Source organism: Roseivirga echinicomitans (genome assembly GCF_001592935.1).
Lineage (GTDB): Bacteria > Bacteroidota > Bacteroidia > Cytophagales > Cyclobacteriaceae > Roseivirga > Roseivirga echinicomitans.
Window position 1 is genome coordinate 363005 of sequence record NZ_LRDB01000012.1, and the last position, 22309, is coordinate 385313.

Annotated in this window: 23 protein-coding genes; 8 read left to right on the forward strand and 15 right to left on the reverse strand. The window is 39.4% G+C overall.

Annotated elements, in window-relative coordinates:
- Positions 1-65: 65 nt before the first annotated feature.
- Positions 66-2189, reverse strand: coding sequence for a hypothetical protein (locus AWN68_RS10530; RefSeq protein ID WP_068415110.1), 2124 nt, complete (start codon positions 2187-2189; stop codon positions 66-68).
- A 293-nt stretch (positions 2190-2482) separates the two neighbouring features.
- On the opposite strand from AWN68_RS10530, the gene rapA reads away from it, so the two are divergent.
- Positions 2483-5314, forward strand: a complete 2832-nt coding sequence (gene rapA, locus AWN68_RS10535; RefSeq protein WP_068415112.1) for an RNA polymerase-associated protein RapA — start codon at positions 2483-2485, stop codon at positions 5312-5314.
- A 6-nt stretch (positions 5315-5320) separates the two neighbouring features.
- Here the strand turns inward: rapA and AWN68_RS10540 are convergent, their stop codons facing one another.
- The 6 genes from AWN68_RS10540 to AWN68_RS10565 all read right to left on the reverse strand — a co-directional run bounded on the left by AWN68_RS10540 (position 5321) and on the right by AWN68_RS10565 (position 8418).
- On the reverse strand, positions 5321-5614 hold the full coding sequence (locus AWN68_RS10540) for a chaperone modulator CbpM (protein ID WP_068415115.1): 294 nt from the start codon (positions 5612-5614) through the stop codon (positions 5321-5323).
- On the reverse strand, positions 5611-6501 hold the full coding sequence (locus tag AWN68_RS10545) for a DnaJ C-terminal domain-containing protein (RefSeq protein ID WP_068415117.1): 891 nt from the start codon (positions 6499-6501) through the stop codon (positions 5611-5613). The genes AWN68_RS10540 and AWN68_RS10545 overlap by 4 nt, the downstream gene beginning before the upstream one ends.
- Positions 6502-6716: 215 nt before the next feature.
- Positions 6717-7094: a nuclear transport factor 2 family protein gene (locus tag AWN68_RS10550; protein WP_068415118.1), complete on the reverse strand. Its 378-nt coding sequence runs from the start codon at positions 7092-7094 to the stop codon at positions 6717-6719.
- A 2-nt stretch (positions 7095-7096) separates the two neighbouring features.
- Positions 7097-7717, reverse strand: a complete 621-nt coding sequence (locus AWN68_RS10555) for a class I SAM-dependent methyltransferase (protein ID WP_068415121.1) — start codon at positions 7715-7717, stop codon at positions 7097-7099.
- A 97-nt stretch (positions 7718-7814) separates the two neighbouring features.
- Positions 7815-8159 (reverse strand): RNA methyltransferase, encoded by a 345-nt coding sequence (locus AWN68_RS10560; RefSeq protein WP_068415123.1) that lies wholly within the window; start codon positions 8157-8159, stop codon positions 7815-7817.
- A 19-nt stretch (positions 8160-8178) separates the two neighbouring features.
- The gene (locus tag AWN68_RS10565) at positions 8179-8418 is read right to left on the reverse strand and encodes a hypothetical protein (RefSeq protein WP_068415126.1); all 240 of its coding nucleotides are present in this window, start codon (positions 8416-8418) and stop codon (positions 8179-8181) included.
- Between the two features lie 256 nt (positions 8419-8674).
- On the opposite strand from AWN68_RS10565, the gene AWN68_RS10570 reads away from it, so the two are divergent.
- Positions 8675-9382, forward strand: coding sequence for a DUF4197 domain-containing protein (locus tag AWN68_RS10570; RefSeq protein ID WP_068415131.1), 708 nt, complete (start codon positions 8675-8677; stop codon positions 9380-9382).
- A gap of 103 nt (positions 9383-9485) precedes the next feature.
- Here AWN68_RS10570 and AWN68_RS10575 read toward each other — a convergent pair whose 3' ends face one another.
- The 3 genes from AWN68_RS10575 to AWN68_RS10585 form a co-directional block, all read right to left on the reverse strand.
- Complete coding sequence (locus AWN68_RS10575) at positions 9486-10121, reverse strand: peroxiredoxin (RefSeq protein WP_068415134.1); 636 nt, start codon at positions 10119-10121, stop codon at positions 9486-9488.
- Positions 10122-10257: 136 nt separating this feature from the next.
- Positions 10258-10797 (reverse strand): hypothetical protein, encoded by a 540-nt coding sequence (locus AWN68_RS10580; protein ID WP_068415136.1) that lies wholly within the window; start codon positions 10795-10797, stop codon positions 10258-10260.
- A gap of 17 nt (positions 10798-10814) precedes the next feature.
- Positions 10815-11204, reverse strand: coding sequence for a GtrA family protein (locus tag AWN68_RS10585; protein WP_068415140.1), 390 nt, complete (start codon positions 11202-11204; stop codon positions 10815-10817).
- An 82-nt stretch (positions 11205-11286) separates the two neighbouring features.
- On the opposite strand from AWN68_RS10585, the gene AWN68_RS10590 reads away from it, so the two are divergent.
- On the forward strand, positions 11287-13020 hold the full coding sequence (locus AWN68_RS10590; protein WP_157716164.1) for an ArnT family glycosyltransferase: 1734 nt from the start codon (positions 11287-11289) through the stop codon (positions 13018-13020).
- A gap of 12 nt (positions 13021-13032) precedes the next feature.
- Here AWN68_RS10590 and AWN68_RS10595 read toward each other — a convergent pair whose 3' ends face one another.
- The 5 genes from AWN68_RS10595 to AWN68_RS10605 all read right to left on the reverse strand — a co-directional run bounded on the left by AWN68_RS10595 (position 13033) and on the right by AWN68_RS10605 (position 15685).
- Positions 13033-13413, reverse strand: coding sequence for an SdpI family protein (locus AWN68_RS10595; RefSeq protein WP_068415144.1), 381 nt, complete (start codon positions 13411-13413; stop codon positions 13033-13035).
- Positions 13413-13583: an Arc family DNA binding domain-containing protein gene (locus AWN68_RS18835; RefSeq protein WP_084362830.1), complete on the reverse strand. Its 171-nt coding sequence runs from the start codon at positions 13581-13583 to the stop codon at positions 13413-13415. Before AWN68_RS18835 ends, AWN68_RS10595 begins: the two co-directional genes overlap by 1 nt.
- A gap of 5 nt (positions 13584-13588) precedes the next feature.
- Entirely contained in the window at positions 13589-13735 is a 147-nt protein-coding gene (locus AWN68_RS18990; RefSeq protein WP_157716165.1) for a hypothetical protein, read from the reverse strand.
- Positions 13736-13787: 52 nt separating this feature from the next.
- Positions 13788-14639 (reverse strand): SPFH domain-containing protein, encoded by an 852-nt coding sequence (locus AWN68_RS10600; RefSeq protein WP_068415147.1) that lies wholly within the window; start codon positions 14637-14639, stop codon positions 13788-13790.
- Positions 14640-14830: 191 nt separating this feature from the next.
- Positions 14831-15685: a DUF4349 domain-containing protein gene (locus AWN68_RS10605; RefSeq protein WP_157716166.1), complete on the reverse strand. Its 855-nt coding sequence runs from the start codon at positions 15683-15685 to the stop codon at positions 14831-14833.
- Between AWN68_RS10605 and AWN68_RS10610 the strand changes: the two genes are divergently transcribed.
- From AWN68_RS10610 to AWN68_RS10625, 5 genes are all read left to right on the forward strand, one after another.
- On the forward strand, positions 15684-16829 hold the full coding sequence (locus tag AWN68_RS10610) for an alanine racemase (protein WP_172796059.1): 1146 nt from the start codon (positions 15684-15686) through the stop codon (positions 16827-16829). The two genes, AWN68_RS10605 and AWN68_RS10610, sit on opposite strands and share 2 nt — an antisense overlap.
- Positions 16830-16919: 90 nt before the next feature.
- Complete coding sequence (locus AWN68_RS10615; protein ID WP_068415164.1) at positions 16920-19334, forward strand: ABC transporter permease; 2415 nt, start codon at positions 16920-16922, stop codon at positions 19332-19334.
- A gap of 110 nt (positions 19335-19444) precedes the next feature.
- Positions 19445-20440: an endonuclease/exonuclease/phosphatase family protein gene (locus tag AWN68_RS10620; protein WP_068415167.1), complete on the forward strand. Its 996-nt coding sequence runs from the start codon at positions 19445-19447 to the stop codon at positions 20438-20440.
- 23 nt (positions 20441-20463) lie between these two features.
- On the forward strand, positions 20464-20652 hold the full coding sequence (locus AWN68_RS18840) for a PspC domain-containing protein (protein ID WP_084362832.1): 189 nt from the start codon (positions 20464-20466) through the stop codon (positions 20650-20652).
- Between the two features lie 27 nt (positions 20653-20679).
- Positions 20680-22308 carry a hypothetical protein gene (locus AWN68_RS10625; RefSeq protein WP_068415171.1) on the forward strand — a complete coding sequence of 543 codons (1629 nt, stop codon included), beginning with the start codon at positions 20680-20682 and terminating at the stop codon, positions 22306-22308.
- The last annotated feature ends 1 nt before the right edge of the window (position 22309 follow it).

Genomic DNA, 22309 nt, shown 5'->3' on the forward strand with positions numbered 1-22309 from the left:
CATCGGGATGTTAAGGTTAGTGGCTAGTGGGGGCCTAGGCGAGTCAATCAATGTTCACATTAAAATCACATCGTATCAAACATGTTTTCTAAATCACTGATAAAGGATTTTTTATCTTTTTCAAAATCATGTACAATTCTACGGTGATTATTCAATTGATAGGATTCGTACTGATAATGGCAGGTAAATGTAAAGCGAATATATTCTAAAATCCATAAGTCCCACCAAGGCCTCATTTTAGTTGTGCCAAGCTTAGAAGAAGAGTTAGTGTCAAATAATACGAGTTGATTTTTATGAAAATAATTCACCATTAAATGGGGGGTAGCTTCCTCTAATGGTTGTCTAATGGTTGTTTTGCCCCTTAGAATTGTTAAGTCACCTTTGATTGACAAAAAATCCACTTCGTTATTTCCGCTAGGAACTCCAAAGTAGAGCGTATCTCTGGTATAGTTGATAATTGTGGTATTGTTGAATATCTGATTACCAACGGTTTGATTTGGAGTTTGCATTCCATTGACACGGGTGTCTGGCTCTCTTTTAACGAAAGTGCTGTTGTTGAAGGTGATAAGACTTGCGATGTTCTTTTTTCTGTTCAGTATTTGGTCTTTTATATCTAATTCGTAGGTGTCGACCAAATTTTTATCACTTTGAAAAGATACCGCCCAATCAACCCCTACATCTTCGAAGATGCAGTTGTTGAAGTTGATTTTACCGAGATAGCAGTTACTCAAATCTGTGAGGTATTTCGATTTACTTTTTTCTGTATACACATATGAATCATCTATTTCTTCCAATAAATCAGACTGTTTATCTCCAGGTAATAAAAAATCAATCATCAAAGGAGGGCAATCACTGTGAATAATATCATTCACCTCAATTGAGCCAATTAAAAATGCATGCTTTGTAAGCTGAGTTAGAATCATCTGTCTTTCATAATTTTCAAAAAGGCAGTTGCTGATTTTGAGCTTATTGACATATCTAATTTGAAAGGCAGATAAACATTTCAAATACATGAACCTGAATTGATCACCAAATTCAGTGATGTATGGATTTCCAGTCAAGTATGGATTTGGGTCAGTGTCATAGTCAAGGAAATTCAATCTTTGACCATCAAATACTGAATCGGAAATATCAATGTTACCCGGCTCGTGTTGACTGTTGGCAAGTTGGGTGTCTAACTCTATGTCTTGATAGATATCTGGGTCATGATTGCCGCGGGCAAAATGGCATCTTTTTATTGTTAAATTACCTATAGAATTCCATACGATACCCTGCTTGGCAATATCATATGATTTACCAAAATAGCAATCTGTGATATCGGCATTAATGTTTCCGAAAGGAGTCTCAGTGATTTTATTACTACCCATAATCAAGCCATCTAGAAACTGCCCAGAGAAATGCACTTTATCCAGACTAATATTTAAAGCTTTACTCTCATTGGTACTCGTGAAAATAAAGTAACTAAGGCCTTCCTGAACGAAACCGTTCTTGATAATGACTTCTCCATGCCCTTTAAATGTTGGGGCTTCTCCTCCCCATATACATCCATTAGAAACATAGGCATTCCGTGGGATAATTGGATGACCTTCATAACGATCGTCTTTAAACTTGAACCCAGTTAACTTATTGCCAGTTGGCGCATTTTCCAAGAAACAGTAATTGGTGGCGGCTGTACTGTTAGTACTAGGGAAACTGGAACATATATTGTCACCTATTTTAAAGAAACGGGCATTATCTAGTTCAAGTTCGGCATCTGGTTCACTCAGGTTGCACCAGTTTTGTGCCTGCGCTACTTGAAGGCCACAGTCAATTGTACCTCCTTCCAAATCAATAGTCAAAGAGCCACCTAATAGTTCAAACCCAAAGAATTTATCTGGAAACTTCAGCATGTTGCCTCGAAGCTTAATCACGACCTTTTTGTCACCTATTTGAAGCCATTTTCTAGCCTCAGATTCTTCGGTCGCACCTGGGGCTTTTATTTCTGCACAACTACGTCTTGTAGTCAGCCCCTCTAAATGATATTCTTCTGGCTGCGAACTGTTAGGGAATTCGATGGTGATGCTATTGTCTCTAACTCCAAGAGCTGTCTCAAATGAACTGAATTTTAAGCGTTTAACCTTTGTATCTCTGTTGGCTCTGCTTTGCACTGTTTTGTTTACAAAATCATTGAGCCCTAGTTTCTTTATCATCTTGGCTGAATTAGAGTAAAAAATAGAACAAGGGGTTCTTCTGTAAGTTAGTCAATCTAGTGGTCTTTACGAATTGTCCCAAAATGGGCGAGGTAGACTTTCACTGCAACATCTTAGAGGAATTATTTTCCATGTAACACCAATCAAACTGTTTCGTGAGTTTTTGCAAACATTTTAAGTCAATATTGAATTTGTTCGTCAACTTTGCTGAGCAGGAAGAGAGCGCTGCAACTCAATGGTAAATCCGGTTCGGCCTGACTCAATTTCAACATTAACCAAATAAGAATTATTCTATGGGAAACTTCTTTCCAGAGCAAAGATGGACAAGTGAGGGAGAGCCTGAACTAGGTGTGGGAATCGTTACAGGAATCAGTAAAGGGAGGGTTATTATTCATTTTCCTCTACCAGATGAAACGCGACAGTATGCCATGGAAAATGCTCCCTTGCGTAGGGTGATTTTCAAGCCTGGAGATACCATCGTGGATAAAAGTCAAAAGCCATTATTGGTGGATAGGGTAGATGAGAAGGGTGATTTATTCATTTATATAGGGAAAGATAGAAGCCTATCGGAAGCTGAGCTTGGCGATGTATCCGTAACGCATGGTGTGGATGATCGCCTTTTTACGGGGGATGTTGAAACGCCACAGTTATTTGCGCTACGCAGAAAGACACTAGAATACGACCATCATAGAAGAATTTCGCCCATCAATGGATTTGTGGGTGGTCGAATCGACCTGATTCCCCATCAGTTATATATCGCTCATGAGGTGAGTTCGCGCTATGCACCTCGCGTGCTGCTTTCCGATCAAGTGGGGCTTGGTAAAACCATTGAGGCCTGTTTGATCTTGCATCGTCTATTGTTGAGCGGACGGATTTCTAGGGTGTTAATCCTTGTTCCGGACTCATTGGTGCACCAATGGTTTGTAGAACTGCTCAGACGATTTAACCTGTGGTTTCATATTTATGATGAAGAGCGCTGTGCTTCACTCGATAAAAGTGCGCCAGAAGGGAATCCGTTCTTAGATGACCAGTTGATTATTTGCAGCACTTCTTTTGTGGCAGGTTCACAAACCCGTGCTCGGCAGGCGCTAACCGCCAGCTGGGATATACTCGTAGTGGATGAAGCCCATCATTTGGAATGGTCTGTTGATAAAGTAAGCCATGAGTATGCCATTGTGGAGATGCTGAGTAAAGTGGCAAAAGGCTTGTTGTTATTGACCGCGACCCCTGAGCAGTTGGGCGTAGAGAGTCATTTTGCTAGACTTCGATTACTCGACCCAGAACGGTACGCAGATTATAACACCTTCAAGAATGAATCACAGGACCATACAGCCGTTGCCAATATTGTAGAAAAATTGTCATCGGGCAAGGCATTAGAGGCGGCTGATACCCAATTATTGGAATCGATAATTGGGAAGGAAAGAATGGAAGCCTTTGCCAAAGGAAGCGAAGCTGCCAAGAACTACCTTATTGAAGATTTGCTCGACCAACATGGTCCTGGGCGGGTAGTGTTTAGAAACACACGATCTGCAATGAGTGGTTTTCCAAAACGAAAAGTTCACCTTATTCCTCTCCAAGCAGGAGAAGAGCATGAACGGTGGGTAACACGTTTATCGCAGGAGTATGCCATCGATATGGAGCCATCAGGTTCCGTTTCGACTAAGCAAAAATTCTGGTTTAATGAAGACCCAAGAGTGAGCTGGTTGGTAAAACTGATGAAGCAACTAAAACCGTCAAAAGCGGTGCTGATTTGCAGAAGTAAAGAAAAAGTACTGGCCTTGGAGGCCACTTTAAAAAAGCTGAGTAGCATAAAAGTGGCCGTTTTTCACGAAGACCTTACCATTGTGCAAAGGGATAGGAATGCGGCTTGGTTTGCTGAACCTGATGGTGCTCGTTTACTCCTTTGTTCTGAAATAGGCAGTGAGGGAAGGAATTTTCAATTTGCACATCACCTTATTCTCTTCGATTTGCCGGTTCATCCTGAATTATTGGAACAGAGAATCGGGCGCTTGGACCGGATTGGACAATTGGAAGATATCCAAATTCATGTGCCTTACCTTCAGGGAAGTCCGCAAGAAGTGCTTGTTCGGTGGTTTCACGAAGGGTTAAATGCTTTTGAAGAAAACTTGGAGGGTGGAAATCAACTGGTGCAATTGTTTTACCATCGCTTGAAGGAAGCCACCTTGTCTGTTTTATCAGCTACAGTTGGCGATCAACTTGAATCGCTGATTGCCAATACAGCAGCTTATCATCAAAAGCTAAAGGAAATGCTGGCCAATGGTCGAGATCGATTGCTCGAAATGAATTCCTTCCGACCTAGAGTTGCTGGGAAATTGGTAGAGCAGATCAAAGCAGCAGACTCGGATATGGGCCTGGAGAAGTACATGACTCAGGTTTTTGAGCAATTCGGAGTTGACATGGAAGATTTGGCACCAAGGACTTATTTATTACATCCGCAACAAGCCAATGCAGTTCAATTCCCCTCTATTCCAGATCAAGGGATTTCTATCACTTTTGATCGAAAGCGTGCCTTGAGTAGGGAAGATATCAGTTTTGTGAGTTGGGATCACCCGATGGCCACAGGTGCAATAGATATGGTGCTGAGCTCAGGAACGGGAGGCGCCAGTTACGGAGTGCTTCGCGGAACAGGCAATTCAATGATTCTTTTGGAAGTGCTTTTTGTGCTCGAAACATCTGGTGGCAAGAATATTAATGTGGATCGTTTTCTTCCTAATACGCCTTTGAGGATTGTCGTAGATCATAGCGGTGAGGAGGTTACGGAAGAGTATCCGGTTGAACTGTTTGATCAGCAATTAAGGCCAGGGCAAGTGAATGATTTGCTAGAAAATGAATATTTGGTGGACACTATTCTTCCTCATATGATCAAGTGCGCCACTGAATTGGTAGAAGGACTTAGAGAGAAAGAAGTCATAAAAGGGCTGAAACAGGTGAGCCTTACCATGAACCATGAAATTGGTAGACTTGCTTCACTTCATGAGAAAAACAAAAGCATTAGGCCAGAAGAAATCCAGATTGCCCTTAATGAAGAAGCCATGCTTTCGAGGTTGATCAGAAGCTCCCGTGTTAGAATGGATGCGCTTCAGCTGATTAAAGAAGGAGCTTGAGGCTGTTTAGTCTTCGTACAATCGTAGCCTGTTTTTGGTAGCGGTTAACTCCGCTTGCAGGTCATGGATTTTCTCTAATAGGTTAAACACGGTGTCAATTCCTTCAAAGTTGATATCGAGTTCAACGTGTAGTCGGATCATTTTTTCAACATCAGTTATTTTATCCTGATGAATGTAGGGTGATTCTTCTATCGTTTCGATTTCGATCAAACCAAACTCATTCAAATGAGTGAAGAATGACATTTCAACTTTATAGTGCGTACACAATTGATTTAGCGGAATGAAATTTTCTAAGCTCATGCTGATCGTAATTTAGCTAGTTCATTAAATAATTCTTTTTCCTTGTCGGTAAGGTTGGTGGGTAACGTCACATTATAGGTGATGTATAAGTCTCCAAACTTGCCTTCTTTTTTATAAACAGGGAAGCCTTTGCCTTTGAGTTTTACCTTTGTTCCGTTTTGAGTTTCGGGCTGTATTTTTAGTTTCACCTTTCCATCAAAAGTATCCACGATAAGATCTCCTCCTAGAAGAGCGAGGTATAAGTCAAGGTCTACGCTTGTGTATAAATCATCATTATCAAGTTTGAATTTGGAATGGTTTTCAACTGAAAATTTGATGTATAAATCTCCATTTGGCCCCTTGTTTATGCCTGGGCTACCATGTCCTTTGATTTTTATAACCTGGCCATTTTTAACCCCTGCCGGGATGGTAAGGCGAATATTTTTACCGTTGACGGTTAATGTGCGTTTATGGGTAGTGTAGACATCATTCAGGTCTAGCCGTAGTTCGGCATTGTAATCTTGTCCTTTGTATTGAATATTGCTTGCTCTACTGCCTCTGCCACCAAACATAGATTCGAAAAAATCTGAATAATCACTTTCCGAAAAACCTCCTGGGCCTTGTTGTTGCTGATAGCCTCGTTGCGATTGTTGTTGCTGTTGTGCTTTCTCAAACTCTTCAGCATGCTTCCAATCCTTTCCATACTTATCGTATTTCTTCCGGTTTTCTGTATTACTCAGCACCTCGTTGGCTTCATTAATCTCTTTGAACTTCTTCTCTGCTTCTTTATCGTCAGGGTTTAGATCGGGGTGGTATTTACGAGCTAATTTCCGGTAGGCTTTTTTGATATCGCTTTCGGTTGATTTCTTATCAATACCGAGTATTTTGTAATAGTCTATAAACTCCATTTACGTTCTGTTGTACTGGTAATTTAATTCAGTTTGTTCAATAGTATTCAACGTAACAGATATACAAAACGGTCATAATTTCACTGCCAAATGCCATTAATTTAGTCCTGCTATGTTTATTTTCAATTTAATGAAATTTCTAGAGTTCTTCTCCTCACTGGTTCTTATCAAGAGTGATTTCCTAGGGAAAGAAAAAGGAGGTGCCTTAATGCCACTTAATACATGGTGTTGGGGTTCTTCGAAACGCTTGGAATTTCCTGAATGGCATCCCAGTGCTCGCAGATTTTTCCATTTTCATCAAAGCGAAAAAAATCCATGGTTACGTATTGGTCATTCCCTGGCCAAGTTTGGTGTGTGTGTAGTGCTACTAAATCTCCTTCGGCAATGTAACGCACAAACTCAATTGACTTATCTGGATATTCGGTCTGCATCCGCTCAAAATAGCTGATAAACCCTTCGGTTCCATTTTCAACATCTGGGTTATGCTGAATATACTCTTGGCCAACGTAGTCTTTAATTGCCTTTTGAGGGTTTCCCTCGTAGGCAGTTTTATAGAAGGCAATAGCGTTTTGTTTATTCTTTTCTAAATCCATGCTCATGCTTTTTTAAAGCTGCAAAAAGTGAAATTCTGAAGGGTTTCGAAAGGTGTTTTATGATCGATTGTAAGGCAATCTATTTTCTCGAAAAATGGTTTGAAAGTTTCCTCCATTGAATTTTCGGAATACTGCTTAATATCTATACCGCTACATTTTTCAGGGCCTTTGTCTGAAAATGTACCGATGACCATAATACCGTTGGTGTTAATGTTTTTACGAGCCGTGTCGATATAGGCTGAAACTTGATTGTCCTCTGTTAGGAAGTGGAAAGCAGCCCTGTCGTGCCAGAAATCATATTTTTCTTCTGGTTTGAATGATGACGCATCTGCGACAATCCATTTTACGTTTTCGCCTCGCTTGCCAAGTCGCTGTTTTGCTCTGTTGACTGCAGCTTCAGAAATGTCTAAGACAGAAATATCAGTATACCCTAAGTCGAGCAAGTGGTCAACCAAAAAGCTGTCACCACTACCAATATCTATGATTTTTGCCGTAAGAGGGACTTTGAATTCTTTAAAAAAGCTGAGGGAAGTTTCGGGTGTAGATTGAAACCAGCTTAGGTCTTTAAGTGCCTTCGTTTGGTAGATGTTATTCCAATGTTTCTCTTGGTCAAAAAAACCCATGCTGTGTAAACTGATTTCAGTTTATATAGTTTCCTAATTATTATAGACGGATAGAGGTAGAGGGTTTAAGTAGAGTTGTTAGGGCTGGATATTTGTGTTACTTATCACCTAGGTTAAAAGCTAAAGCTTTATCCACCCAGTATTCTAAATCTTCGTCTATATCGAATCCATCTGGTGTGATATAGATGAAATTCAGCGAGGGTCTGCCTGAAAAGTCCATGGGTAGACAAACCTCTTTTTTAATCTCTGTTTCATAGGCCACAGCTCCAATTTTAGCCATTATAAGGCTGTCACCGTATTTTTTGTTGATATGTATTCCGATACACATTTTTTCATTCACCATGAAAATTAATGCACCCATCATTTTTTTCTCAGTAAAAAGTACGTTTCTCGATTTTATGATTTGACTTATTCTTTCTCCTAGATAAATGTCGTAGGCCATACTTTTTAACTGACTAAGGTTATTGGTTTTCTGGTAAATTTTCGAATTCTTTTTTCTTGTTATCGAACCATACTTTCATCTCTTGAGGCGACTTCATTATTTCTTGCATTTCTCTCATCGCTTTAAGGTGATCTTCATCTTTTTTCTGAAACATTTCCATTCCATGTTGCTGTGCCATTTCTGCCATTTCTTCAAAAGTGTTGGCATGAAACTCTTGTTCACAAGCCCCTCCCAATTGATTACAGTTCATAGTTTTCATAATTTCAATTTTCGTAATTAATGTATATTTCTATTTTATTCTCCACACATCGATCTTCAATCTAGTAAATCTTCAGCTTAATTTAAGCATCAATGTTTTACAGCATTAGGGGTTATCTGTAAAAGAGGAGTGCTTATGGGTTAAGAGATAAACTGGAATATTAAGCTTTATACATTTCTACTTTATGAAAATTTAACCTGTTTTGGTGTGCATTTTGCTAAACCATTCGTTAAGTTCAAAACAAAGAATCATCATTATGAAAAAACTAACATTACTACTTTCATTTTTTCTTGTTTTCAGTTGTGCTGCTGAGGCCCAAATTTTCAAAAAGGCTAAAGATTTATTAGGTGGAGGAGCTGTATTTTCCAAAGAAGAAGCTGCTAATGCCCTGAAAGAAGCTTTGGAGCAAGGAACCTCCAAGGGGGTTGACTTGCTTTCAAAAGCAGATGGCTATTATAAAAACCCTGAGATTAAAATCCCTTTTCCTCAAGAAGCAGAGGCGGTTGAAAGCAAATTGAGGGCTCTTGGTTTGGGTAATCAGGTAGACCAGGCGGTAGAATCCTTGAACCGTGCGGCTGAGGATGCAGCATATGAAGCAAAGGATATTTTTATTGCAGCCATTAAATCACTTACAATTACTGATGCTATTAATATTGTAAAGGGAGATAAGGATGCCGCTACCCAATTCTTGGAGAGAGAAACAACCACTTCTCTTGAAGGCAAATTTAATCCAATTATTGAGGCTTCATTGCAAAAGGTAAATGCTACTAAGTATTGGTCAGATGTTATGGGGACTTATAATAAAGTGCCATTTGTGAAGAAAGTGGAGACAGATTTAACTGCTTATGTTACGGCAAAAGCGATTGATGGTCTGTTTCTGATGATCGCTAAAGAAGAACTTAATATTAGGGATAATGCTGGAGCACGTACCTCTGAACTATTGAAAAAGGTTTTCGGTAAATAACCTGCCAATTGTCTTGAGCTTGCTTTAGGAATCGTCTGTTGGAACAAAGAATTGAATGTAAAAGGACTTCGAAATGAAGTCCTTTTACTATTTAGGCTAAGCTTTATTTATTCGGCTGTGGTGTATACCTTAAATAAGGTTTCACTACGCGATGACCTTTCGGGAATTTCGCAGGAATATCTTTAGTAGCAATGGAAGGGGAAACCACAGTGTCTTCTCCATCTTTCCAGTCGGCTGGAGTGGCAACACTATAATTGGCCGTTAATTGAAGTGAATCAATCACCCTTAAAAGTTCATGGAAGTTTCTGCCCGTTGAAGCTGGGTAAGTTAAAGTCAATTTTACCTTTTTGTCTGGACCAATAATGAATACAGAACGAACAGTTAGCGTATCATTTGCATTTGGATGGATCATGTCATAGAGGTTTGACACAGTTTTATCTTCATCTGCAATGATTGGGAAATTTACTGTTGTGTTTTGTGTCTCCTCAATGTCTTTAATCCAACCTTTGTGTGATTCTAATCCATCGACTGAAACAGCTAGTACTTTTACGTTACGTTTCTCGAACTCTGATTTTAATTGAGCTGTGCGGCCTAATTCAGTGGTGCAAACCGGTGTGTAATCCGCTGGGTGTGAAAACAGCATTCCCCAGCTGTTGCCTAACCACTCATGAAAATTAATGGTGCCCTCAGTAGTTTCTGCTTTAAAATCTGGGGCAATGTCTCCTAATCTAATGCTCATGTTTAATGATGTTTTATTGTGAACTAATTGATACGCAAAGCTAGTCATTTTGATTTATAAATATAAAGCCTATCGAAATAGTAGGGTAATTAATTTTAGAACAATTCAGAAAATCAGGTAGAGTCGAATTTTTCGTTTAAAGTTTGCGTGAAAGAGAGAACCCGACTAGAGAGATTCCCCCTTGGCCGACATCCTCACCAGAAGAGATTACATTGATTTCGTAGCCAAATTCAGCATACAGTCCAAAGGATACCTTGGAACTCAGGTTGAAGTCATAACCCGCTATTGCTGTGGGTTGGAAAACCGTGATGGAAGTGGAGCCAGTCCTAATCGGTTTATTGTCTCTCCAGTCAATATTCATAAACCAAATACTGGATTTGAGTTCGTAATATAAGCCACTGGAGGCTGGTTTGAGATAGTGTTTGAAACCTATATTCAAGCCAAGACCGCCTCCTTCTTCATTATCATGCTCTCCGAAATCTTGTCTTCTGGCCATGTTGTAACCAATTCGGGTATTTAAAACATTGTGCTCATTTAAATTGAAAGCAGTTTTGGCCATAAACATCATTCCTGCTGGATACGCCTGAATATCTACTCCATACGACTCCATACTTTGAGCTTTGGCTGCTGAAAAGCAACAGCACATTCCAAATAATAAAGCCAATCTTATTTTCATGCTTTTGATTAAAAAAGTCAGGAGGACGTGAAGGTGAAGTTATAGTTGGCGATAAAATTCCAGATTACCACAATTCCTATGGCCACTAATTTAGCCCAATAAAAGGTCATCTTCTTCTTATTATTAACCAGTAAGTAGATGATTAAGTTGTTGATGATAAGGCCAATGAGGGCAATTAGAATATATTTTGAAAATTGAGTGACTGCATCTGGGTTGGTGTCTTGAAAAGTCCAGGTTTTGTTAAGTAAATAGTTGGATGTGGCGGCAAATACAAAGCCTAAGCTGTTGGCAAAGTATTTATTTAGGCGCAATTTCTCCTTAGCCAAAAAAGTGATGCAGAAGTCGATGGCGAGACCCGAAAGGCCTACTGCGCTGAATTTTAAAAATTTAAGGCCTAATTCAAACATTAAGAACGATGAGGTCTGATATTTTGGTTTATGTCAAATACAAATATGCTGAACAATTTTCATAACGCGAAAACTTGTACTTTTGAACTTCGACTTAAACTTGATTATTGGAATGACTTCACTGGGTACGCAACAGAACAGTAAGCATGAACGCTTCTTTTTCTATTTTTTAATCCTTTGGACAATTGCTGGCCTAATACAGAACTACTTTACTGAAGTAAGTGGGGAAGAGGCCTATTATTGGCTGTTTTCTCAATTTTTGGATTGGAGTTATCTAGATCATCCGCCTATGGTAGGGGTTGTTACAGCGCCTGGTTATTGGCTTATCTCCAATGATATGGGCTTGAGAATGGGAATGTTGATCACCAATATTCTTACCATTATTGTGCTGCGCAGAACGCTAGAAATCAAGGATGATAAGCTTTTTGTATGGATGATGCTTGGTTTGTTACCTGTTCATTTGGGTGGGTTATTGGTGAAAACTGATGTGCCTCTTTTGTTTTTTACTGCCACCTTCTTCTATTTCTACAAACAATATTTGAAAGAAGATAATTGGAAAACAGTAGTGCTACTTGGTTTGAACATCGCTTTGGTGATGATGAGCAAATATCATGGGGTTTTGGTTGTGTTCTTTACGGTGCTTTCCAATCTAGGGCTTTTTAAGAAGAAATCGTTTTGGGCCATTGTCGGTTTAACGGTAATGTTTATGTTGCCGCATACCTATTGGCAGTATACGCATGACTTCGCCAGTATTAAATTCCACCTTTACAATCGGATAGATCTAGGTTTTAGCTTCGGTACAATCCTTTATTATATCAGTATTCAGCCGCTTGTATTTGGGCCTTTAATTGGTGTATTACTATTTGCTGCTGCTTATAAACATAAAACGGAATCTGCTTTTCATAGGGCATTAAAGTTCAACATTGTCGGAGTTTTAATCTTCTTCTTGATTTCGGCTTTTAGGGTAGAAGTACACAAGCACTGGACCAGTGTAATTATGGTTCCACTTATTCTTTTGGGGCATGAATATATTACTAGCCAAGAAAATTGGAGAAAGTGGATGATGAAACTCTGCGTGATTTCATTGGTACTTTTTATCCCTGCACGAATTTATTTGATGCATGATTTTCTTCCTTCAAAATGGACTGAAGGCTGGGATGTACTCCATAACTGGGACAGTTGGGCAGACGAAGTAGAAGATTTATCTGCTGGGCTCCCAATCGTATTTATCAACCATTATGAGCGTGCGTCACGCTATAGTTACCTAAAAGACGAGATAGTGCATTGCTACAATACTTTTGATTACAGGGAAACACAGCATGATTTATGGCCTTTGGAAGAGAACCTTCAAGGCAAAACAATCTTCCTAATTGATAGGCACAACAGAAAGGGCGAATATGAAACCTTCACCACGACTATTGGTAAGGGAATTCACTACAGAATAGTTGAAGATTTTAGATCATTCCGTAATGTAAATGTTGAAGTAGAAGGGCTTGATGAGAATGAATTTGCTCCTGGAGAAGAAGTGATAGTGAACATCACGATGAAAAACAACTATGATTATGCTGTTGATTTTTCAGATGTGAATGGAAGGGAAGTGTATCTTAATGCGCATATTCTGAAAGGACTCAACCCTGTGCAAACCGTTGTACTTGAAACTTTAGCCATGAGCCTTGCGCCAGGCGAAGAATTAACAAAAACTGTCAAAGTGAAAATGCCTGATATTGAAGGTAAGTTCGACTTACGTTTTTCTATTCAGGTAGATGGAATTGAAGCACCGATTAATGGGAGAAAACAGCGGGTGATTGTTAAATAATTACCCCTGCTTTTAGTTCCCTCTAATAATAGTGCTTGATTTTGGTTTGCCCCTTTTGTCGAAGCGCTTTTTAAGTCCGCTTTCTGTCATTATTATCACCATGGCAATACCTACAACCATTACGCCTGATGTAATGAGTATTGAAGCTTCATCAGGCAGCATAAAATAGGTCACCACTTGGGTGAGTAATGTTATCCCTGATGACCAGAGCATAAGGTTAGTACTATAGGGTTGTGCAAAGTCCCAGGCTTCTTTGCTGCGTAACGAGGCCGGAGTTCTGTACCCCACAAAGGTATTTGGGTATTCTGACACCACCAGTTTCATCAGCACTGCAGGGAGGATGACAGTAAAGGCTACCACCAGGTGGATTATGAGCAGTTCATTTCCTTCCATTACTCTTCGTTCTTAGGTTTGTTTTTAAGTCTACCAGCGTCTTTCAAAGCCTTGTTGATTAACCATTCGAGTTGTCCATTTGTACTACGAAATTCATCCGCAGCCCACTTTTCAACAGCACCCAGTAATTCAGGGTCTAGTCGTAGTACAAATGGCTTTTTCTTTGACATAAGCTTTAGTGTTTAGATCGTCCCAAGATGAGGTATGCACCTCCACTATAGGATGTGATAATACGCCAGCCTGAAGTGGCCATGACATTGAGCTTCTTTTCAAAGCTTTCCATTTTCTCGAACGCTCCTTTATATATGATTTTATATTCCATAGAATTAATATGTTATTGAATTAATGAAAAAATAAGTTTTGGTATCAATGAATTAATGATTTAGTGTCCCTGTGTTTACCACTGGTGTTACTGCCCTATCAGAGCAAAGCACTACCATTAAATTGGATACCATTGCTGCTTTCTTATCATCATCCAGTTCCACGATACTTTTCGCATTGAGTTCGTCCAGTGCCATTTCTACCATTCCAACAGCGCCTTCAACAATCTTTTGTCTGGCCGCAACTATCGCAGTGGCTTGCTGACGTTGCAACATGGCACTTGCGATTTCTTCGGCATAAGCCAAGTAACCAATTCTGGCTTCAATTACACTAATTCCAGCCATGGCCAATCGTTCACGAAGTTCTTCTTCAAGGTCGTGATTTACTTCGTTCATACCACTTCTCAATGTGATTTCGCCATCATTGTCGAAGTTATCATAAGCGTAACTTCCACCCAACTTACGTACTGCGGCATCGGACTGAACACGAACGAAGTGTTCGTAATCATTGACTTCAAACATGGCTTTGTAAGTGTTTTTTACTTGCCAAACCAAGATCACCGAAATCATAATAGGGTTTCCGAGTTTGTCATTCACTTTTAGTCTTTCGCTATCAAAATTGTAAGCCCTTAACGATACTTTCTTTTTTGAATAAAAGGGGTTGGCCCAGAAAAAACCATTTTTCTTAACTGTTCCGCGGTAGTCGCCAAAGAATACCATCACTCGAGATGAATTTGGATTGATGATGAAAAAGCCAAAAAGCATGATGAAAAATACGAGAAATAATAATGCGAAAATCGGCATCTGTGTAACTATTAACGCGGCTATAGTTCCGAATAAAATGAGGAAGGCCAAAAGGAGTATTGGAAAACCCGACCGTGGTTCAAATGTTTTTTCTTCTTTCATGGTGTATGTGTTTGAGTTGATTTAAAGTGATATCAATATAATATCAAAGTAACTCATTTTACGGAAGATTAATAAAATAGGTTCGAATTATTTTTGAGAATAAGAGTGAAACTGCCCTGGCTTTAATTTCTGGATATAAAAAAAGTGGCAAAGGCCACTTTTTACTGTTTCATATTTTACAAATCTGTTGGTTAGGCTTTTCTCTTTTTAACCACCAATATTATTAGTCCAATAACTAAAATCAATGGCCACAGACCTATGATCCACATCACTCCATTGATTAGGCCAGCCCAGCCATTGGCCAAGGATTTCAAAATGCGTTGGCCAAAATTGTCTTGGTTTTCTGGCTCATATACATAAGGTTTTACTTCATAAGCGTTCAACTGAATGGTGCTCATGTCCACTTGGTCGTTGAGGTATTTCAACCTTCCTTCTTGAGATTCAATTTCAGAACGCACTTGGTTCAACTGCCTCTCGATGTTCAGCATGTCATTTACATTGTCGGCTTTTTTCAAAAGCTCTAAATAGCGTTCTTCCAAGGCCTTTCTATTTTTCAATCTAGTTTCAACATCGATAAACTGCTCAGTAACATCTTGCTGATTAAGCGACTGATGCTCTATCTTTTTTGCGAATGGTTTTAAGTCGTCAAACAGATTGTTAAACTGATCTTGAGGAACACGGATGGTGAAGTAAGCATCCAACCTTCTGTCTGAATCGTTTCGGCTTTGGTTGGTTACATTGGCTTTGTACTTACTCAAAAGCTCGCTTAAGCTGGCTTCGAACTTCTCTAAACTGACGACTTCGATGTTTAAGTTGGCAGTGGTTATGATTTTTGAAGTTTGGTCTTGCTCTGCGAAATTAGAAGTGGTCATTGCTCTTCCGGAATAACTATCGGCAGAAAGCTTCATGTTCTCGCTCCGAGGCGCTTGTTCTGTCATTGGAGCTTCTAAATTATCGATTGCTTGTTCATTGTAGCCGTTCGTGTTTGTAGGGCCACAACTACTTAAAATAAGTATGGACATCAGGATAAAAAGTGGTTTCTTCATGGCTATATTCATGTTAAATGTTTCTAATCGTTCGAACCCAATGATTACAATTACCAGACCAACCTTATTGCTCAACGAAAAACAGTGCAAAATTAATATTCAGCGAATGGTGGATAAAGCCAACCGTTTGAATGTGCAACTGGTTCCTCACTTTAAAACACATCAGTCTTCTGAGATTGGCGAATGGTTTAGGGCTTTTGGTATTGGCAGTATTACGGTTTCTTCCGTAAAGATGGCTGAATTTTTCGCTCGTTCTGGTTGGTCCAATATTACCGTTGCTTTTCCTTTTAACATGCATGAAATTCCAGCGGTGAATAAAATGTTAGAGCAGCACGTTAACCTCACCCTTTTTGTAGTCAATACTGAGGTGGTTCAGAGGCTAAATGAAGAATTGACAGCACCAGTAAATCTATTTATCGAAATGGATGCGGGTTATGGCAGGTCAGGTGTTGCTACAGAAGACATCGCTAAAGTAAAGGAATTGGTAGCGTTGATAGAGGCAGGAAGTATGACTAATCTTTATGGTCTGTATTGTCATCCAGGAAATACTTATCACACCAATTCGGTAGAAGAGATTAAAGGCATTTGGGCGGGAGTAATAAAAAAGATGCTGGCAGTGAAAACTGCATTGGGCGTTGCGGGAGAATCATTGAAAATCAGAGTTGGGGACACACCCGGTTGTGCCTTGGTAGAAGAAATGGAGGGGGTGGACGAAATCGGTCCTGGCAATTTCGTTTTCTACGATTTGGTGATGAACTATCTGGATGTATGCGCTGAAAGCGATATCGCTGTGGTCATGGCCTGCCCTGTGGTAGCCAAAAATGAAAATCGAAATGAAATTATCATTCACGGAGGGGCGGTTCACTTTTCAAAAGATCATCTATTTGCTGCTAATGAAGAGAAGTTTTTTGGCGAGGTAGTCGTATTGGAAGAAGAGGGCTGGTCTCCCATTGTGGAGGGAATAAAGTTAGTGTCTCTTTCTCAGGAGCACGGAGTACTTAGGGCTTCTGCTGAAGTTTTTGAAGCCATTGAAATAGGTGATGTTTTGGGAATCCTTCCTATCCATTCATGCCTTACAGCCAATTTAATGAAGTCATACACCACACTTAATGGTCAGGAAATAAAACATTTAGAAAGTTTTTAGGTTGGTGCAACCAATCAACTATTGGTGTCGTCTTGTTTTTGAACCTGTTGGATAGCGGGTTCAGGTCAAACAACTCAAAACAACAACCACATGCTTAAAAATTACCTCAAAATTGCATTCCGCAGTCTTCTGCGTGATAAATTCTTCTCATTTCTTAACATCACCGGACTAGCCATTGGTATTTCCTGCGTGCTGTTGATCATGACTTATGTAAACTACGAGCAGAGTTTCGATAGGCATTTCGAAAACCAAGAACAGATTTACAGGGTGATTATTAATGGTCGCTTTAATGGTCGTGATTTCACAGGTTCTCAGAACCCATCTCCAGCTGGCCCGACATTTAAAGAGCAAATTCCAGAAGTCGAAGAGCGCCTTCGATTTAGAAGTACGGGAGACTGGGTGGTGCAATATGGTGATAAGGTTTTCAATGAAGATGACTTAGTTTTTGCAGATGAAACCTTCTTCAAAGTGTTTTCAGTAAACCTTATTCAAGGTAATCCCGAGGAAGCACTTTCACGCCCAAACCATTTGGTGCTCAATCAAACTCAAGCCAAAAAGTACTTTGGAGAGGAGGACCCAATGGGCAAAGTGCTGAAGCTGGATAATGATGAAGAATGGATTGTGAGCGGGGTGTATGAGGATATTCCAGACAACAGTCACTTCCATTTTAACTTCATTCTCTCTTTTATTACGAGGGAGGGGGATTACAACAATCAAGAATGGCTAAGTCAAAATTTTGACACCTATTTGGTGATTAATAAGAATGCAAATCTTGCTGCAGTTCAGGATAAGATTAACGAAATAGCCATCCAGAAAATGGGGCTAGAGCTCCAGCAATACCTGAATATGAGCTTCGAGCAGTTTAAGGCCGGAGGCAATAACTTTGAATACTTCTTACAGCCTTTGACCGATATTCACTTGAAATCTGATAATTATGGAGGGTTTGAGCCAGAAGGTGATATTACTTATGTCTATATCTTTACGGCAATTGCCATTTTCATATTAGCGATTGCTTGTATCAACTTCATGAATTTGTCTACTGCCCGTTCGGCAAATAGAGCTAAAGAAGTAGGGGTAAGGAAAGTGCTAGGGTCATTTAGGTCTCAGTTGATTGGTCAGTTTATTGCAGAATCCGTCCTTATCACTTTTATCGCGGGTCTTTTGGGGCTTACGTTGGCGATTGTGGTCATTCCATTTTTTAATGATTTCACGGATCGACAAATGGTTTTGGAGTTTCTTCCTAACCTACCGATTGTGGCTTTAGGCTCAGTTTTAGTAGGGTTTTTATCAGGGCTTTATCCAGCTTTTTTTCTCTCGGCCTTTAGTCCGGCTAAAGTGTTAAAAGGAGATGTAAGCACTGGTGGTAAATCTGGTGGCTTGAGAAAGGCCTTGGTGAGCTTTCAGTTTTTTGTTTCCATACTTCTCATCATCGCTACTTTCAGTATTCTTAACCAATTGAATTTTATCCAGAATAAGAAGTTAGGATTTGAAAGAGATAGAGTTTTGGTGATCCATAACGCCTATATGTTGGGTGATAATTCTGACGCTTTCAGAAATATGGTCTTACAAAGCCCAGAAGTGGAACAGGCATCATTTTCAAGTTACTTGCCAACATCGAGCAGTCGTTCATCAACGGTGTTTTTTCCTGATGCGGTGATTGATAAGGACAGAGGTATAGTTTCTCAGAATTGGCGTGTAGATGAAAGCTACCTCAATGTATTTGGTATGAAGATGAAGCAAGGGCGATTCTTTTCTAAAGAATTTGCCACAGACTCTACCGCCATGGTAATTAATGAAACCTTAGCGAGGGATTTTGGAATTGAAGAAATTGATGGTCAAGTGGTGGGTACTTTTGGCGATAGTGGAGAAGTGCTAGATCGATACAATGTGATTGGTATTATTGAAGACTTTAATTTTGAATCTTTGAAAAGCGAAATTGAACCTATGGTTATACGTCTAGGTAAAACCACAGGCTATCTGAGCATTAAATTGAATACGGAGAATTTCAAGAAACAGGTAAGTGATGTAGAAGCAAAATGGGATGAAATGGCTCCTGGTCAGCCATTTGAGTATTCATTTTTGGATGATCGCTTTACCAATATGTATACAGCCGAAAGTAAATTGGGGGAAATATTCACTGTTTTTGCAGCATTAGCCATTGTAATTGCATGCTTAGGCTTGTTTGGATTGGCGGCTTTCACTGCCCAAAAGAAAACCAAGGAAGTAGGAATTAGAAAAGTGTTGGGAGCATCCGTAATCCAATTGGTTTATTTAATGTCCAAAGAGATTTCAATTTTAGTGTTTATATCTTTTGTGTTGGCATCAGCTCTTGGGTATTGGGGGGTAAACTGGTGGATGCAAGATTTCACATACCGTCCACCAATTAACTTGTTGGCTTTTGTATTGGCTGGGGTATCGGCTTTTGCAATTGCTCTATTAACAATGAGCTATCAGTCTATTAAAGTAGCAAGAGCGAATCCCGTGAAATCACTTCGAAGTGAATAAAAACTATCTAATTGATTATAAAGCAGTTCGTATATGGACTGCTTTTTTTATGCTCTTAATACAAGAAATTCGCTTGAAAATGGTTAGAATAGTGGCCGATAGCCTATCCAATGAAAAGCATTTTAAAACTCCCCATTATCATTTGGTGTTTCGTAACCTTGATTGTTTACGGAAGCGTATGGGTGTCTCCTGAGACTTTTAAGTACTCTGCCTTATTATCATTGGGCATTCCTTTTCTCTTGATTCTTAATTTGATTTTTTTCCTTGTTATGATTTTCACAAGGTCAAAAAAGGCAATCGTTCCAGCTTTACTACTCATTATTGGATTATCGTTTATCCAATCAACCTTTTCTATAAGTAAAACGCAGGAGTCTTCTTCATCTTTTCAGGTATTGAGTTACAATATGATGAGGATGAATAAAGGGAATGAAAAGGCAATGCTTAAATGGATTACATCAAATAGCTCTGATATTAAATTTTTCCAAGAGTTTCTGGGTAGGGCGAGTGTGATCAATACAATAGCTGAAAATGGGAAATACAATAGTTTTGTAGGAGGTCATGCGAATAGCTATGCCATATTCTCGAAATACCCTATTATAAATCGAGGGGTGTTTTATGAAAAGCAGACAACCAATAACATACTTTTTGCGGATTTAAAAATTGGTAAGGATACGTTGCGCGTATACAATGTCCATCTACAGTCAATGGGAATCGATGTTGATCAGGAAGTAATTGATCAAGGGGAGTTTGAGAAAAAATATGAAACAGTAAGAAGGAAATTTCAGGATGGCTCAGTAAAAAGGGCTGCTCAAATCAATGATTTGTTGGAACACGCAAAACAATGCCGTTATCCAATTTTGATTGCTGGAGATTTTAATGACATACCTTACGGCTATAATTACTTTAAGGTTTCAAGAAAATTCAATAATGCCTTTGAGGACGCTGGTAATGGCTTTGGATTTACTTATAACGGTAAATTACCCTTTCTTAGAATAGATAATCAGTTCTATAATAGTCGGTTAAAGGTGCTTGATTTTACCACGCTTAATAAGATAGACTACTCAGATCACTTCCCCGTAATAGGTATTTACTCAATAAGTTATTAATTTAGTAGCTTTTAAGTCAAAGTATGTCGTCAAATAGGGTTTTTAAAAGGTCTTCTGATAAAGTAGTAGCTGGAGTTTGTGGAGGTCTTGCGGCATGGCTGGGCTGGGACGTGAGTCTCGTCAGAGTCTTATACGTTTTAGCCACAATTTTTACAGCATTTTCAGGACTTTTAGTCTATATAATATTGTGGGTTGTTTTGCCACAAGAATAACAAGAGTGTGTACTTAACAATATTTCTATGTCAATAAAAAGAATAAGGAGCTTTCTGCTAGCAGTAAGTGCTACAGCCCTTCTAGTTGGTTGTAATTTTGAATATTTCGCAGATGCCGAGCTCAATGATTTCGTATGGACGCCTTCCTTGGCGATTCCTATAGGTGAACTATCCTACACTGTAGAAGATTTGTTTGGTGAGTTAAGTGGTGCAGGGGTCGATATTGGGCAAAACTCGGATGACGTAGTTATGCTTACGTATGAGGCGCAACTACAATCTCAGACAGCAACAGGCTTCCTTACTCTAGCGGATCAGACCTTTGCTCAGGAAGTAGATGCAGGACTCAATGTCAATACTCAAGGTTTTAGTGCACAGTTCGACTATAATGAAGTATTTGAGTTTGATTTAGCGGCTACCCAAAATGAGGCGTTTGATAGTGTGAGGTTTAGTGGAGGTAGTATCGATATAATGATGAACTCTGAAATTGATGCTGAAGTAAACTATACACTTACATTAAGTTCATTAATTGATATTGATACTCGTTTACCCTTGGTAGTATCAGGAACACTTACACCCGCAAACGCAAATGTAAACTTAAGTGATGCATTAAGTAAGTACGTGGGCGATTTTTCGAAGGATAAGAACGGTAATGTAGTTAGAAATAAAATTGTTGTTAAGCTGGATTACCAGGTAAGGGCTTCAGGTAATTCCGTTATTCAGGCGACAGATGGGGTCAGTTTTTCCATGTCATTGATTAGTCCAAAATTTGACTTGGTGTATGGCTTTATTGGATCACGTAGTCTTGATATAAATTTTGAACTGTTGAACCTTGATTTCTTTGACTCCTTTAAAGAAGGATCAATCAGTTTCGCAGAGCCAAGCTTCAACTTTGTTTTTGATAATAGCTTTGGGTTCCCTCTTGGCGTTAATTTCAACCAGATTGCAGCAATTACCCAAAAGGGTCAGATTATCCCCCTAACAGGGAGTGCGGCCACAACACCAGGGATTGTTAATGGGCCACTAGTAGGAGCGATTGGCACAAGTGTAAATACAGTGCTCAAGTTGAATTCGACAAATTCCAACATTCCTGAGTTGATCAGTTCAATGCCGAAAAAGGTAATTATAGAAGTGAACACTGAAACTAACCCTGCTAGTGCACCAGCCCAGTATAATTTTATTGGAGCTAGTAATGAATTAAGTATTGGAGTGCTGCTAGAAATGCCAATGATTGTCAATATCAACGGTTTAGTTTCTCGTCAGAATGTTGCTTTTGACATTGCGGGGGACTTAGAACAAGCTAAGAAATTGACTTTAAGATTGATTGCTGAAAATGAGTTGCCACTAGGAGGTGAGATTGAGTTGGTTTTTAAAGATGTAAATGGCGATGCTGTGTTTACGGTTAGTCAAAGAGCTTTGTTTGAAGGCGCCCCAGTAGGGAGTGACGGAAGAACAACTGGTCCAACGACTAATGTTGTAGATATTAATTTTTTAGATGCTGATATTCGACTTTTAGAAAATGCAACAAGTATTGATGTGGTAACACGACTCACCACAACAGACGCGTCTTCTAATCAGGCCGTGAAATTCTTCTCGGACTATAGCCTAAAAATAAAATTAGCTGCTCAGGCGGATATTGAATTAAACACTAAGAACTGAT

Excerpts from the sequence above, each read along its gene's own strand:
- AWN68_RS10530 (WP_068415110.1), bottom strand. The coding sequence starts at position 2,189 with ATGATAAAGAAACTAGGGCTCAATGATTTTGTAAACAAAACAGTGCAA.
- rapA (WP_068415112.1), top strand. The coding sequence starts at position 2,483 with ATGGGAAACTTCTTTCCAGAGCAAAGATGGACAAGTGAGGGAGAGCCT.
- AWN68_RS10540 (WP_068415115.1), bottom strand. The coding sequence starts at position 5,614 with ATGAGCTTAGAAAATTTCATTCCGCTAAATCAATTGTGTACGCACTAT.
- AWN68_RS10545 (WP_068415117.1), bottom strand. The coding sequence starts at position 6,501 with ATGGAGTTTATAGACTATTACAAAATACTCGGTATTGATAAGAAATCA.
- AWN68_RS10550 (WP_068415118.1), bottom strand. The coding sequence starts at position 7,094 with ATGGATTTAGAAAAGAATAAACAAAACGCTATTGCCTTCTATAAAACT.
- AWN68_RS10555 (WP_068415121.1), bottom strand. The coding sequence starts at position 7,717 with ATGGGTTTTTTTGACCAAGAGAAACATTGGAATAACATCTACCAAACG.
- AWN68_RS10560 (WP_068415123.1), bottom strand. The coding sequence starts at position 8,159 with ATGGCCTACGACATTTATCTAGGAGAAAGAATAAGTCAAATCATAAAA.
- AWN68_RS10565 (WP_068415126.1), bottom strand. The coding sequence starts at position 8,418 with ATGAAAACTATGAACTGTAATCAATTGGGAGGGGCTTGTGAACAAGAG.
- AWN68_RS10570 (WP_068415131.1), top strand. The coding sequence starts at position 8,675 with ATGAAAAAACTAACATTACTACTTTCATTTTTTCTTGTTTTCAGTTGT.
- AWN68_RS10575 (WP_068415134.1), bottom strand. The coding sequence starts at position 10,121 with ATGAGCATTAGATTAGGAGACATTGCCCCAGATTTTAAAGCAGAAACT.
- AWN68_RS10580 (WP_068415136.1), bottom strand. The coding sequence starts at position 10,797 with ATGAAAATAAGATTGGCTTTATTATTTGGAATGTGCTGTTGCTTTTCA.
- AWN68_RS10585 (WP_068415140.1), bottom strand. The coding sequence starts at position 11,204 with ATGTTTGAATTAGGCCTTAAATTTTTAAAATTCAGCGCAGTAGGCCTT.
- AWN68_RS10595 (WP_068415144.1), bottom strand. The coding sequence starts at position 13,413 with ATGGAAGGAAATGAACTGCTCATAATCCACCTGGTGGTAGCCTTTACT.
- AWN68_RS18835 (WP_084362830.1), bottom strand. The coding sequence starts at position 13,583 with ATGTCAAAGAAAAAGCCATTTGTACTACGACTAGACCCTGAATTACTG.
- AWN68_RS18990 (WP_157716165.1), bottom strand. The coding sequence starts at position 13,735 with ATGGAATATAAAATCATATATAAAGGAGCGTTCGAGAAAATGGAAAGC.
- AWN68_RS10600 (WP_068415147.1), bottom strand. The coding sequence starts at position 14,639 with ATGAAAGAAGAAAAAACATTTGAACCACGGTCGGGTTTTCCAATACTC.
- AWN68_RS10610 (WP_172796059.1), top strand. The coding sequence starts at position 15,684 with ATGGCTATATTCATGTTAAATGTTTCTAATCGTTCGAACCCAATGATT.
- AWN68_RS10605 (WP_157716166.1), bottom strand. The coding sequence starts at position 15,685 with ATGAAGAAACCACTTTTTATCCTGATGTCCATACTTATTTTAAGTAGT.
- AWN68_RS10615 (WP_068415164.1), top strand. The coding sequence starts at position 16,920 with ATGCTTAAAAATTACCTCAAAATTGCATTCCGCAGTCTTCTGCGTGAT.
- AWN68_RS10620 (WP_068415167.1), top strand. The coding sequence starts at position 19,445 with ATGAAAAGCATTTTAAAACTCCCCATTATCATTTGGTGTTTCGTAACC.
- AWN68_RS18840 (WP_084362832.1), top strand. The coding sequence starts at position 20,464 with ATGTCGTCAAATAGGGTTTTTAAAAGGTCTTCTGATAAAGTAGTAGCT.
- AWN68_RS10625 (WP_068415171.1), top strand. The coding sequence starts at position 20,680 with ATGTCAATAAAAAGAATAAGGAGCTTTCTGCTAGCAGTAAGTGCTACA.